General features: G+C 51.5%; 14 protein-coding genes. 7 read left to right on the top strand and 7 right to left on the bottom strand.

Annotated elements, in window-relative coordinates; genetic code table 11:
* Window positions 1-27: 27 nt before the first annotated feature.
* The 3 genes from argF to E3E29_RS10215 all read left to right on the top strand — a co-directional run bounded on the left by argF (window position 28) and on the right by E3E29_RS10215 (window position 2,995).
* The gene (gene argF / locus E3E29_RS10225; protein ID WP_167910918.1) at window positions 28-975 is read left to right on the top strand and encodes an ornithine carbamoyltransferase; all 948 of its coding nucleotides are present in this window, start codon (window positions 28-30) and stop codon (window positions 973-975) included.
* Window positions 976-1,361: 386 nt separating this feature from the next.
* Window positions 1,362-1,982, top strand: a complete 621-nt coding sequence (locus E3E29_RS10220; RefSeq protein ID WP_167910884.1) for a hypothetical protein — start codon at window positions 1,362-1,364, stop codon at window positions 1,980-1,982.
* Between the two features lie 83 nt (window positions 1,983-2,065).
* Entirely contained in the window at window positions 2,066-2,995 is a 930-nt protein-coding gene (locus tag E3E29_RS10215; protein ID WP_167910883.1) for an RsmB/NOP family class I SAM-dependent RNA methyltransferase, read from the top strand.
* On the opposite strand, the gene E3E29_RS10210 is transcribed toward E3E29_RS10215, so the two are convergent.
* Window positions 2,982-3,974 carry a hypothetical protein gene (locus E3E29_RS10210; protein ID WP_167910882.1) on the bottom strand — a complete coding sequence of 331 codons (993 nt, stop codon included), beginning with the start codon at window positions 3,972-3,974 and terminating at the stop codon, window positions 2,982-2,984. The two genes, E3E29_RS10215 and E3E29_RS10210, sit on opposite strands and share 14 nt — an antisense overlap.
* Complete coding sequence (locus E3E29_RS10205) at window positions 3,974-4,537, bottom strand: metallophosphoesterase (RefSeq protein WP_167910917.1); 564 nt, start codon at window positions 4,535-4,537, stop codon at window positions 3,974-3,976. Before E3E29_RS10205 ends, E3E29_RS10210 begins: the two co-directional genes overlap by 1 nt.
* 109 nt (window positions 4,538-4,646) lie before the next feature.
* Here E3E29_RS10205 and E3E29_RS10200 point away from each other — a divergent pair, with 109 nt between their 5' ends.
* From E3E29_RS10200 to E3E29_RS10190, 3 genes are read left to right on the top strand one after another with little or no spacing between them, the layout of a single operon-like run.
* Window positions 4,647-5,801: a tRNA (guanine(10)-N(2))-dimethyltransferase gene (locus E3E29_RS10200; RefSeq protein ID WP_167910916.1), complete on the top strand. Its 1,155-nt coding sequence runs from the start codon at window positions 4,647-4,649 to the stop codon at window positions 5,799-5,801.
* 13 nt (window positions 5,802-5,814) lie between these two features.
* Window positions 5,815-6,186, top strand: a complete 372-nt coding sequence (locus E3E29_RS10195) for a hypothetical protein (protein ID WP_167910881.1) — start codon at window positions 5,815-5,817, stop codon at window positions 6,184-6,186.
* Window positions 6,187-6,228: 42 nt separating this feature from the next.
* The gene (locus E3E29_RS10190; RefSeq protein WP_167910880.1) at window positions 6,229-6,861 is read left to right on the top strand and encodes a hypothetical protein; all 633 of its coding nucleotides are present in this window, start codon (window positions 6,229-6,231) and stop codon (window positions 6,859-6,861) included.
* 106 nt (window positions 6,862-6,967) lie between these two features.
* Here the strand turns inward: E3E29_RS10190 and E3E29_RS10185 are convergent, their stop codons facing one another.
* Complete coding sequence (locus E3E29_RS10185) at window positions 6,968-9,961, bottom strand: PEGA domain-containing protein (RefSeq protein ID WP_167910879.1); 2,994 nt, start codon at window positions 9,959-9,961, stop codon at window positions 6,968-6,970.
* 37 nt (window positions 9,962-9,998) lie between these two features.
* On the bottom strand, window positions 9,999-10,124 hold the full coding sequence (locus E3E29_RS11980; protein WP_277346703.1) for a hypothetical protein: 126 nt from the start codon (window positions 10,122-10,124) through the stop codon (window positions 9,999-10,001).
* A 47-nt stretch (window positions 10,125-10,171) separates the two neighbouring features.
* Here E3E29_RS11980 and E3E29_RS10180 point away from each other — a divergent pair, with 47 nt between their 5' ends.
* Window positions 10,172-11,365 (top strand): redox-regulated ATPase YchF, encoded by a 1,194-nt coding sequence (locus E3E29_RS10180; protein WP_167910878.1) that lies wholly within the window; start codon window positions 10,172-10,174, stop codon window positions 11,363-11,365.
* Between the two features lie 65 nt (window positions 11,366-11,430).
* Here the strand turns inward: E3E29_RS10180 and cyaB are convergent, their stop codons facing one another.
* From cyaB to E3E29_RS10165, 3 genes are read right to left on the bottom strand one after another with little or no spacing between them, the layout of a single operon-like run.
* The gene (gene cyaB / locus E3E29_RS10175) at window positions 11,431-11,946 is read right to left on the bottom strand and encodes a class IV adenylate cyclase (RefSeq protein ID WP_167910877.1); all 516 of its coding nucleotides are present in this window, start codon (window positions 11,944-11,946) and stop codon (window positions 11,431-11,433) included.
* Window positions 11,947-11,957: 11 nt separating this feature from the next.
* Entirely contained in the window at window positions 11,958-12,440 is a 483-nt protein-coding gene (locus E3E29_RS10170; protein WP_167910876.1) for an Lrp/AsnC family transcriptional regulator, read from the bottom strand.
* On the bottom strand, window positions 12,424-12,975 hold the full coding sequence (locus E3E29_RS10165; RefSeq protein ID WP_167910915.1) for a UbiX family flavin prenyltransferase: 552 nt from the start codon (window positions 12,973-12,975) through the stop codon (window positions 12,424-12,426). Before E3E29_RS10165 ends, E3E29_RS10170 begins: the two co-directional genes overlap by 17 nt.
* Window positions 12,976-13,055 lie beyond the last annotated feature (80 nt).

Here is a 13,055-nt window from a genome sequence, read left to right as displayed (position 1 = left end):
GCTCCCCAGCTTTAGACGGTGATGCACATGGTGGTTAGCCTCGCAGGAAGGGATGTTCTCTGCCTCCAAGACTTCACGAGGGAGGAGATTGAGACTATTCTTAAGACGGCCGAGATGATGAAGATTTGGAACAAGATTGGAAATCCGCACCGCGTTCTCGAGGGAAAAACGCTTGGAATGATATTCCAGAAGCCCTCAACGAGGACCCGCGTCAGCTTTGAGGTTGGCATCTATCAGCTCGGCGGCTACGGCCTCTACCTCAATGCCAACGACCTCCAGCTCAGGAGGGGGGAGACCATATCAGATACCGCCCGCGTTCTCAGCAGGTACGTCGATGGGATAGTGGCGAGGGTTTACGGCCACAAGGACGTTGAGGATCTCGCCAAGTACGGCAGCGTCCCGGTGATAAACGCCCTCTCGGACTTCAGTCACCCGTGCCAGGCCCTCGCCGATTATCAGACCATCCTCGAGAAGAAGGGCAGGATTCAGGGCGTTAAGGTTGTATATGTCGGCGATGGAAACAACGTGGCTCATTCACTCATAATAGCCGGAACCAAGCTCGGTGCCAACGTGGTTGTGGCTACCCCCGAAGGCTACGAGCCTGATCCGAAGGTCGTTAAGTGGGCCGAGGAGAACGCCGCCGAGAGCGGTGGAAGCTTCGAGCTCCTCCACGACCCGGTCAAGGCCGTCAAGGACGCCGACGTCATCTACACCGACGTCTGGGCGAGCATGGGACAGGAGGCCGAGGCCGAGGAGAGGAGAAAGATATTCATGCCCTTCCAGGTCAACAAGGAGCTCGTCAAGCACGCCAAGAAGGACTACATCTTCATGCACTGCCTCCCGGCCCACAGGGGAGAAGAGGTCACCGACGACGTCGTTGATTCCCCGAACAGCGTCGTCTTCGACGAGGCCGAGAACAGGCTCCACGCCCAGAAGGCCGTTATGGCCCTCGTCATGGGCGGGATTAAGATCTGATTGTTTGATTATTTATTTTTTAGGTTAGACTTTTAGTCTTTAATACCCCTGCTATTATCTCAATAATGTTTTTAAGGAAATCTTTTAAAGTACTCTATGCACAAAGACAAGACTGATAACTTCCACGGAGGGATCATATGGCAAATAGTTTAGTAAAAAGAGGATTTTTACTTTTAGTTCTATCTTTAGTTGTAATAATATCTGGCTGTATAACCGGTTCAAGTAGTGGGGATACAGGTTATAGTAATACAAACATGTGGGGACAACAGCAGGGATACACTACAACAACCACTGAATCTCCGAGAGAGAAACTATTGTATACTTCAGTTATTTCTATTGAGCCATATTAGTATTTTGTAAGTTGCTGGGATTCATCAGATATCAAATTGAGGATAATAGCAGACAGCCTCAATGACAAACCTTTCTCTATATACACCTTGGGGTATAACGATCTCAGTGGGTTCAAACAACTAAACTTTTCCTATTACACTGCCCTAAGTGCAAAGGACGTGTTAACTGCTAATCTATCTAATGAGTACCCAATATTGGGTAGATTTTGTGTTGCAGTTGCTAATCACAACAGTGATAGTTCAATATCGGTTAAACTTTCTATTTACCATGTAATTGATAACACTTACAGTTACCATCCAGTTTCAAAGATCATAGAAACATCTGGATTCTTTACAATCCATATCTCTAAGACTGATCTGGTGATTCCTCCAGGATACTATAGAGCTATATGCCATTACTATCCATCAAAATGGCTTAACATTAAAATCACAAAACATTATGGGGATCAGTTAAAGATTTACATAGTCGATGAATACTATGAGTCATATTTTCATGATAACACCGGGGAACCTCCTAATTATGGGAGCTCCATTATATGGAAAAAGACTGACGAAATCTCTACCTCATTACCACATCCTGGAAACTACTGTGTTATCTTCCTCAACGATGGGGAGTCAGGTGTAAGTGTGGATGCAGACATAACTAACAGTGGCTAAAATCTTTTGACATTTTCCCACTTTTTGATTCAATATTATATCCTAAAGCTAAAACTCTTTAAACCCCTCCCCCAACTCCCAACATGCTCGAACGTCTCTTCAGCCTCGGCTACTCAAAGGCCTTCGCAGAACGCTATTACCAGCTCTGGGGGGAAAGGGCCTTAGCGATAGCCAATGCAATGGAAAAACCTCTGCCGAGGTGCTTCCGCATCAATACCCTCCGGATAGAGGTTCCAAGGCTCACAAAGCTCCTCAACAAGAAGGGCTTCCAGTTTAAGAGAGTCCCCTGGGCTAGGGAAGGTTTCTGCCTCATGAGGGAGCCCTTCTCGATAACCTCAACTCCTGAATACCTCTCCGGCCTCCTCTACATTCAGGAAGCGAGCTCGATGTATCCTCCAGTGGCCCTGGAACCGGAGCCCGGCGAGGTCGTTGCAGACATGGCCGCCGCCCCCGGAGGGAAAACCTCCTATATGGCCCAGCTGATGGAGAATGAAGGCATAATCTACGCCTTCGACGTCGGCGAGGAGAGGCTGAAGGAGACGAGGCTCAACCTGTCAAGGCTGGGCGTTACCAACACTATCCTCTTCCACAGCTCTTCCCTCCACATAGGCGAGCTCGGCGTTGAGTTCGACAAAATACTCCTCGATGCTCCCTGCACAGGCTCTGGGACGATACACAAGAACCCGGAGAGGAAGGCGAATAGGACGATGGATGATGTGAAGTTCTGCCAGGGTCTCCAGATGAAGCTCCTTGAGAAGGGGTTGGGGGCGCTGAAAAAGGGAGGAATTCTGGTTTACTCAACCTGCTCCCTTGAGCCGGAGGAGAATGAATTCGTTGTCCAGTGGGTTCTGGACAACTTTGAGGTTGAACTCCTACCGCTGAGATATGGTGAGCCGGCTTTAATAAAGCCCTTTGGAATTGAGCTTAGCCAGGAAATAAAGAAGGCAAGGCGCTTCTACCCGGACAAGCATGGGATGAGCGGCTTCTTTGTTGCAAAGCTCAGGAAGCTTTAGCTTTCTCCTCCTCGGTATCTTTCAAAAGCTTCTCCTCTATTTCGTGCAGTCTTTTCTTCACATCTTCACTTAGGTGCTTCTCCAGCTCTTCCCTCGCTGCCTTGGCCAGCTCGAACTTGGAATCAAACTTTCCCAGCTTGACCCAATCTATCTTCTTGCCCTCAACGAAGACGTCTATGTCGCAGAACCTGCTGTAGCCCCTGTACTCGAGTCCCTTCAGGAAGAACTTCACCCTAACCGGGTCTTCCCACGTCAGGAGCTTGAGCTTGTAGACGGGAACGCGCATGAACGGTCTTGGATAGTCCCAGTCCCAGCCTTCACCGACGACGAAACCAAGGTCAAGGTCCTCTAAGACGAGCATCAGCCTTTCGATGTTTTCATCGTATTGCTTTTCAGTGTCGTACATCTTAATCGTAATCTCCTTCCACTCAGGCATAAGCCTTAGGAGCAGAAGGGGAGCGTCTACGCTCAGCTCTCTGTAAACCCTGAGAAAGCGCTCCCTTACGAGGACTGTCCCTTCGACCTCCTCGGGCCCGATTGGGCTGGAGAGTCTCTTTTTTGTGATCGCTATTATTGTGTCGTGAACTTCTCCCTCGTCCAGCGCTTCCTCAAGGGAAGCTGCCTCCCCATTAAACTTCCCCGCCAATAGTTTCAGGGCGTCATCGACCTTCTCAGGAACCCTAAGGAAGATTATGGAGCTCTCGGCTTGGACCTTTTCAATCGGGAGTCCGCTATTTATCAGTGCCGCGAGAACCGCCCTTGCGGAGTCCGGTATCAGAAAACCCGAGTCCGGAGGTATCGTTTTCTCTTCTCCCATTGGAGTAACGAAAAGAACCGTCTCAAACTCGCGGCTCTCCTTTATCGCCTCGTCCGTTGGAATCGGTTGGGCTCCGAAAATCCCCTGTATCCAGTTTTTCACTTCCACCACTTGAGAAGTCCTCAGGAATAGTATCGAGGGACCAAAGCGCATGAACTTCATCACAAACTCCTCCACAGTTTGTATCCCCTATAGGTATCGGTCCCCGTTGGGTAACCTATTCTAACAACGCGGCCGCTTGGGAGAAACAGCACGTTTATGCTCTTCAGGCCGTTTAAGCCCCGCGGGATCGTCTTGAAGTTGTGGCCGTAGAGCCTGAAGTCCGCTTCCTTTTTGATGACGTCCTCCGGCTTATGCCCGAGGGCGAGTTTAATCCCTCCTATATCTACAATGCTCCCCGGCTGGAGGACGGATTCACCGAAAAACTCCTTCAGTAGCTCCCCGTCATCCTCGTTGCCCGGAATGATGTAAAGTTCCGCCCCGGAGCCCTTCAGGATTCTCGCGAGCTTTCTAAGGCCCCCCTCATAGAGGGGCTTTAGCTCCGGCCTCCTCTCAAGCTTCACGTTGTCAACGAGGTCACCGGTGTGGACTATGTACTCTGGCTTGAGCTCTTTTATCACCGTGACTATGAAGGGGTATGCGCTCTCTGGGGTATCACTGATATGTAGAAGGGCTTCCTCTTCCGCTTCTCTCCTGAGTTTCTTTCTCCTCATGAAACCTAACATCGGGGACACTGGTCTAATTTGGGTCTCCCCGTATATTAGGGTTTGGATGAATCGGGGAAGAGTCGAAACCCTTTAAACCTTGGAGTATACTCCTGCTTCGGTGAGAGTGGTGGAGATCGTGGAAGTAGCGGAGGGGCTTGCGAGGCTGAAGGTTCCCCTGGCGGGGAGGATATATGATTCACCCGTCTTTTACAATCCCCTTATGAGGTTAAACCGTGACATCAGCGTTTTCGCCGTAAAGACCCTCGCTCCCCGGAAAGTCCTGGATGCTTTTTCGGCCACGGGAGTTAGGGGAATAAGGTATGCCCTTGAAACCCCTGTCGAGGAGGTGTGGTTGAACGATCTCAGTGAGGAGGCCTTTGGTCTGATACTACAGAACATCGAGCTTAACTTTGGTGTGAGACCGGTTGTAGAGGGCGATTCTGCTGAGGTTAGTGTGGATAGAAGGAGAATCCTCGTGAGGAGGTCGGATGCCAACGCACTCATGTCAGCTATGTTCAGGTACTTTGACTTCGTTGACCTTGACCCGTTCGGCTCCCCCGCACCCTTTCTGGACTCCGCCCTCCGCACGGTCAGAAGGAAAGGGATCCTTGGGATAACCGCCACGGACACTGGCGTCCTCTGCGGTGCATACAGGAACGCCTGCAGGAGGAAGTACCTGGCTGAGCCTCTGAGGGGTGAGCTCTGCCACGAGGTGGGGCTTAGGATACTGATAGGAACCGTCGTCCGCTACGCTGCCAAATACGACATGGGGATTAAGGTTCTCTTGGCCTATTATCGTGATCACTACTTTAGGGTCTTTCTAAAAGTCGTGAACGGTGCCAGAAAAGCGGATGAAAGCCTTTCAACGCTGGGATACCTTTGGCAGGACGAATCTGGGAAGTTTGAGTACTCCATGGGTCTCCTTCCCACTACTCCTGGTGCGGCAGGACCACTCTGGCTGGGCCCGCTCGAGGACGATGCTTTTGTCCAATCTCTCCATGAGCTGAGTCTGGAACACCCCTTGGGGGATCTCAAGACAACCGAATTCCTGTCCCTTCTCAGCTCCGAGTTGGACGTTCCGTTCTATTATGACACCCATGCTCTGGCCAGACGTACCGGGGTTGGTATCCCAAAGCTCCAAGCTCTCATCGATGAACTCCTGAGCAGGGGGTATAGAACAACGAGGACCCACTTCTCGCCCACTTCCATCAAAACGGAGGCCCCCTTCGAAGAGGTTCTCTCGGCGTTAGAGAAAGTTAATAACCAGCGTCACCTAATATGAGTGGTGATGTAACATGCATGGTCTGGCTATTCCGGGTCTTGTTGGTCTCAGCATTAGTCTTGCTTTTGGAGTGCTCTTCATCTCGTTGCTTATTTCGGCTTACTTCCTATTCATCGGTGCAAAACTGGCGGGTATCAGGGATCCCACGCTGGGAAAAGCCTTCGTGGCGATGATCGGGGGAGGGGTGGTCTTTGTCGTTATTGCTGCGGTGTTCTTCTTCCTGCCGGGTATCAACGTGCTCCTCGCCCTGCTGGCAGCTCTCTGGGTTGTTAAGGTTGTGTTCAACACGGGATGGCTACGAGCACTTCTGGCGGGAATCCTTGCATGGGTAGTTTCGGCGGTGGTATTTTTCCTGCTTAAGGTACTCGTGGTTGCAGTCCTCTAAATCCGCAAGGTATAAATACCTTCACTGCTTCTTTATTCTTTGATGGGACTCATATTCCAGACCCCGGAGGAATCAGAGGTCGTTAAACCGTTTGAGGCTCTTCCCTTTGGAATCAACCTGGGGAGTAGTCTGGGTGTTCTTTTCTCCGACGAACACGCTGAGGCAGTCTTTCTCGCGTACACCGAGGCATCTCTCCTTGAGAGAGGAGCTGTTTATCACGTGAACGTTGGAGGTGGATTTTCCCCGTCTCTCCTCCGCAGGGTAAAGGACAATTTGGAGGGTTTTTACTTTGGGAAGGCATTCCGTCTTCAAACGGTGCTGGATGCCCTGAACTCTGTGGAGGGGGGGGCGTCGTTCGTTGTGGCAGGGTTTCCTCTTCTTAAGGGTATCTCCGCGGATGGAATTGTTGAGGCAGTCGAAACTGCTGGAGAAAAGGGCGTTACCCTGATTCTGACACATTCCCCACTGTCACTCAATGAACTCGACCTTCCATTGGAGTTCAGGAACTACTTCCTCTTACCTGAGCTCTTTGATTATCTCATAGTCGCTAGAACTGCTGCGTACAGGGGGCACTACCGCATGAACCTCTCTCTGTTGAGGGCTCCGGCGGATTTCCTGGGTTCTCTGGGTGAGCACACAATCCCTCTCGATGACGCAATAAAAGCTCTTCTTTGATGCGATGAATGCCACGAGCTTAGTTAGGCCTTGAGAACCGTTGTTCTTTGAAGCTATGCGAGATATCCAGAAAAATCGCAAAAGTAGAAGAAAAATGGAAAAGGTTTCACTTCCTCTTTCTGAGGAGGAGCGGCACGATGGCGAGGCCGACGATAGCCGCCGGACCGCAGATGCTCGTCCCCTTCTTACTGCTTGAGCTGCTGGTTGTCGTGGTAGTGGTTGTAGTTGTCGTGGTGCTTGAGGTTGTTGTCTGAATCTTCTCAAGGGTGACGCTCTGGTTGGTTTCTTTGCCGGGGTTGATGGTTACGGTCAGAGTCTTGTTCTGGTATCCCTCCTTTGTGAGGACAATTGTGTGGTCTCCTGGGGCGAGTTCGTACTTGTTGAGTGGGGTCGTTCCAACATTCTTTCCGTCGATAATGACTGTAGCACCGCTTGGATCGCTAGTGAGGGTGAGGTAACCGTTGAGTGGTGTGAGGGTGACGCTCTGGTTGGTTTCTTTGCCGGGGTTGATGGTTACGGTCAGAGTCTTGTTCTGGTATCCCTCCTTTGTGAGGACAATTGTGTGGTCTCCTGGGGCGAGTTCGTACTTGTTGAGTGGGGTCGTTCCAACATCCTTTCCATCAATTATGACGGTGGCGTTTGAGGGAGTGCTGGTGAGGGTCAGGTAGCCGTTCGGCTTCTCAAGGGTAACGCTCTTGGTGATCTCCTTCCCTGCGGTGATCTTGACTACGATAGTCTTGTTCTGGTACCCGCTCATCTTGAGGGTGATGAGGTGGGTTCCAGGTTCGAGCTCGTACTTGTTGAGCGGGGTTGTTCCAACCTGTTTTCCGTCGATGAAGACAGTAGCTCCACTTGGAGTGCTGGTGAGGGTCAGGTAACCAACGCTCTTCTCAAGAGTGGTGTTAACTACAGCCTCCTTCATCGGTTCAACAGTAATGGTAGTCTCGTAAGTGTTATAACCGCTCATTGAAAGCTTAACCGTGTGGTTCCCAGCAGGCACGAGGTAGTACTTGACCGGCGAGGTTCCAACGTTCTTACCGTCGATGCTGACGGTCGCTCCGGCAGGAGTTGAGTAAACGCTTATCATGCCGTAGTTCTCTGAAAGTGGAACCATGCGGACGGTGGCGAGCTTGCTGTTGTTGGCATCGTAGCTCTTGAGCTGTTCCTCCTGAGTCGGCTTGAACCAAGCGGGAGCGAGGAGATCCATGACGCGCGGGGCGACTCCAGCGATAACCGCGTTGGGATCAGCACCACCAATAACCCACTGTGACGCGTTAACACCAACAGCCCTCCACTGATCAACACCGTACCCATCCTGTGAACCAACAAGAACTGCGACGAAAGTGTCTGGGGTTATGTTGAGGTATTTCTTGGGGACTGTGACCAGTATTGTATTGGTTGAGAGGTCGCTTGACACGTTTATATCATTGAGGACTGTGCCGTTTGGGAGGACGAGGTACTTGCCCCAGCCGAAGACTCTGAAGGCAAGGTCCCACGGGTGGTTCGGGTCAAGCTGGACGTTGCTTCCTGGACCGTTAGCGGCGAGCTTGATGGCAGAAGTGTTCCCGCCCTTCTTGAAGTCGAGGTACACTTCTATGATCTGGAGGCTGAAACCGTTTGGAGCGTTCCACGGGTTACCACCAAGGTTCTTAAAGTGGAATCCAAAGACGTAGCTGTCGGGGGTTTCGTAAACGCTCATTCCCGTGAGGTCGAAGAGGCCGGTCTGATTAAATACCGGGTTGGTTGGGTAAGTGTAAGTTCCTGGCCCGTGATCGTCACCAACCGGGTCGCTAACTGAGAAGAGCTCCTTGATTGCCTTAAGCTGCTGGAACTGGGCTGAGGTCTCGACGAACTGGGCCGAGGTAGTTTTCTCAGTGGTGTTAACGTCCTCCGGAGTGAGGTCGGTCTTGACAACGGTGAGGTTGACGTCCTGTGGTGTTATGCTGACGTCCTTCACGAGTCCACAGACAGGTATCCTCAGGCTGTCGAGAGGAACTCCGAGGGCAAAGGCGTTGTCACCCATCCTTCCGCCGAGGAAGGCTTTGTTCCCACCGATGGAGAGTGCGCTGAAGCTTTCACTTCCCTCCTTGCCGTAAGTGACCGCGCCGAGGACATTACCATTGTAGTCGACCTTCATAACGAAGCCGTCGCCGTTCATCTCGCCGGCGGCTATAACATTGTCTCCAGTGTTGATGAGTCTGTTTATCTTAACTCCCGGATAGAACTTGGCCCAATTGAAGTAGCCATCGTAATGGAACTTGGCGAGGATGGTTCCATTGTCGGTGACTATCGAGACGAGTATTCCTCCAGGAATCATGGTGATGGAGGTTGCCTCTTCGTTGCCCGCGCTAGCGACCCTCTCCTGCCAGTAGAGTTTGCTTCCGTTCTCGTTGAACTTAAGGAGCCAGGCGTCTTTCTGGGAGATGCCAGCACCGTTGGCCCAACCAACGATGTAGTAGTACTTTCTTCCGTTGTATTCGTCAGTGTATATGCTGGTGAAGCCGTACTTGCCGTCGCCCTTGAGGACCTTCTCCCAGACTATGCTTCCGTTCTCGTTAAACGTAGCTATCCATGGCATTCCGTTGTAGTCTCCAACGAAGGCATTAACGGAGACCGCCTTGGCAACATCGGCACCGGCTCCTCCAACGGCCTTCTGCCAGAGCACGTTTCCATCGCCATCAAGTTTTACAATCCAGGCATCGCTTTGCGATATTCCAGCACCGTTGGCCCAGCCGACTGCTATGTATCCCCCGTCAGTAGCCTCGATGTCTGAAAGGCCGTAGTTCCCTTCAGCAGCCTTCTGCCAGGATATGCTGCCATCGTCGTTGAGTTTAACGAGCCACGCGTCCGAGTGGTTGACGCCGGCACCGTTGAGCCAGCCAGTGAATATGAGGCCCGAATCACCGTAAGCAGCTGAGACGAATCCGCTGAGCTCCGCACTGTATTTCCCTGCCCAGAAGAAGCCGTTTCCAGTAGAGCCACTGGCGGCGGCGTAACCGCCGAACCAGAGCAGACTTCCGAGCAACAGGAGTATCAGAGGAAGCGTTTGAAGCTTCCTGTTTTTCAACCTTTTAAATTCCCCTTTGGATTTCACAGTCATTCACCTCCCCATGGGGTTCATTAACTCTTAACAGCGTTCATGTTTTTAACTCTATTGCCTGTTGGCCGTTCCTGCAGCCGGTTATCCTATACCCTCCTAAGGTTAATAAGATTAGCGTCTTTAAACAAGTTTCCGACGGGTCCGTGAGTACCATCTCTTCCACCAAAACCCCTTAAAACCCTCCCGCCAATTTAGCCCGGTGGTGGGTATATGGAGATAGGCGTTGTGGGAAAACCAAACGTTGGAAAATCAACCTTTTTCTCAGCGGCTACCCTCGTTGACGTTGATATTGCTAACTATCCATTCACGACGATTGACGCCAACGTTGGAGTTACCTACGCGATAGTCGAGCACCCGTGTAAAGAACTTGGTTGCACACCGAACCCGCAGAACTACGAGTACAAAGACGGGAAGGCGCTCATTCCAATAAAGATAATAGACGTTGCCGGTCTCGTCCCCGGTGCCCATGAGGGCCGTGGTCTGGGCAACAAGTTCCTCGACGACCTGAGGATGGCTTCGGCGCTCATCCATGTCATAGACGCGACGGGGAAGACGGACGCGGAGGGGAACCCCACCGACCACCATGACCCCATTGAAGACATCGAGTTCCTCGAGAGGGAGATAGACTACTGGATCTACGGCATTCTCCACAAGAACTGGGACAAGTTCTCCAAGAGGATAAAGCTCCAGCACCTCAAGCTCGCCCAAGCCATAGCGGACCAGCTGACTGGCATTGGCATAACAGAGGAGGACGCTTTTGAGGCCATCCACCGGCTTGGACTCGATGAAGACCCTACCAAGTGGAGCGAGGAGGACATAATGGCCTTCGTCAGGGAGCTTCGAAAGGTCAACAAGCCGATAATCATCGCGGCCAACAAGGCAGATGCCGCCGCCGATGCACAGATAGAGCGTCTGATTAAGAAGGGCAAGAGCAGGGGCTACATCGTAATCCCCACGAGCGCCGCCGCCGAACTCACCCTCAGGAAGGCGGCAAAGGCGGGTTTCATAGACTACGTGTCTGGCAGATCTGACTTTAAAATCATAAAGAAGATGAGTCCCAAGCAGGAGAAGGCGTTGGGGCTCATAAAGGAGAAGGTTCTTAACCGCTTTGGCTCCACCGGCGTTCAGGACGTCATAAACACGGCTACGTTCGAGCTTCTGAAGCTCATTCCAGTCTACCCGGTTGAGGACGAGCACAAGCTCACCGACCAGTTCGGGAACGTTCTGCCCCACGTCCACCTGCTCCCGAAGACCTCAACGCCGAGAGACCTGGCATACAAGGTGCACACCGACCTCGGAAAGACGTTTCTCTATGCGGTCAACGCCAGAACCCACAGGCGCGTTGGTGAGGACTACGAGCTGGAGTTCAACGACATCATAAAGATAGTTGCCACGGCGCGCTGAGGGGAGAGCGGGTTTCTTTTTACTTTTTTCTTTTGAAAGCCTCGCCCTTTAGGGCGGGGAGGAGGTCAGCCCTGTCCCATTTTCTCCTGTATCAGCTCCTGGTAGAGCCTCGGCTCAACGTCTTCCTCACCAAGTCCAAGCTTTCCGGCTATCTCCCAGATTTTCCGTTTCGCGTACCCAACGTCGTCGCTGAGAACTTCGATGTCAAGGAAGTCGCCGAGCCCCTCAACTTCGCTCAGTTCGAAGGTGACATCTCCACGCTTGTAAACTAGGCGGCGCTTCTTCACCACGACGTCTTCCTCAAAGCCGAGGCGCTTAAGAATTTCAACTGTGATATCGAAATCCGAGACCTCGACCTCAAGCTCGTCGAACTCCTCATTCCTGCCGGGGTCTTCTATGCGCTTGTACGTTAGAAACGCCTTTCCGAGGTTGGCAATCCCTCTAACCCGCAGGAGATTGGGGAGGGGAATAGAAAAGTAAATATCCTCCTGGAGTTCCTCCCTTGCGAAGGACGCTCCGAGTGATTCTATCCTTTTCCTAATCTCGTCGAAGTCTACGCGGAACTTGACTTCTATTTCCATGGAATCACCGCTCAGATGTTGCTGAGGAAGCCGATTAAATCCTCTCCCTTCTTGATCTCGTCGATTTTGTACACGTAGACGCTCTTGAGGGTTGGCAGTGTTCTGATGTTTTCCTCTATAAATTCGCTGAGGTTTTCGTCGTCCTCTCCACCTATGAGGGCTATAACGGTATCTTTTCCGCTCTTTGCTACCCACAAGACGTTTGAAATCATAGATAGGGTTCTCATAATGTGGTTCACGTACCTCTCGAGGAAGTCCTCGATTATGGGAGTCTCAGCTTGGAGCACCACAAGGGCGGTTTTCTTAGGTCTGAGGTCTTCTCCGAGCAGGATTGTGTAGTGGTCTATGGCTCCCTTCTCGAGGAGCTTCTTTATCCTGAAGTGGATCGTAGACTCCGGTCTGTCCAGTTTCTCCGCGAGTTCTGATATTGTTAGCCGCGCGTCCTCCTTCAAAAGTCTGAGAATCGCCCTGTCCAGGTCATCCAGCTGAATCATTTGAACCACCCCACCTCTGGTACACGCTGTCTTTAATCCCAATCTGGTCAAGTACCCTTCCGGTTATAAAGTTTACGATATCTTCCAAGGTCTTGGGTTTTGTATAAAACCCTGGGGATGCTGGCATAATTATCCCTCCGGCGCGTGCCACCTTCAGCATGTTCTCAATGTGGATAACGTGAAGTGGAGTTTCTCTGATCAGAAGAACGAGTTTCCTCCTCTCCTTCAACGCCACGTCTGCTGCTCTTGTTATGAGGTTATCGGCCATTCCTGAGGCTATAGCTGCGAGGGTCTTCATCGAGCATGGTGCTATTATCATGGCATCAAAACTGTACGAACCGGATGCTATGGGGGCGAAGAGGTTTTCTTCATCATAGTCAGGAGTTATATCCACTCCAAGTTCGTGCTTCGCTACCTTAATGCCAGTCTTTGATGCCAGGAGGATGACCTCATGTCCCAGTTCCCTTAGTCTCTCCGCTATCCTGAGGCCGTAAACGCTTCCACTTGCACCTGTTAGTGCCACGACAACCCTCATCTTCTGTGCCATATGTATCCCTTAGGGTTATACCCCCATTCCTTTTTAAGCTTGCCTAATTTCGGACGGTTAGTAACAGG

This window comes from Thermococcus sp. Bubb.Bath, from assembly GCF_012027595.1.
Lineage (GTDB): Archaea > Methanobacteriota_B > Thermococci > Thermococcales > Thermococcaceae > Thermococcus.
Note: the sequence above shows the minus strand (reverse complement) of the source record. Positions and strands in the feature narration are given on the sequence as shown.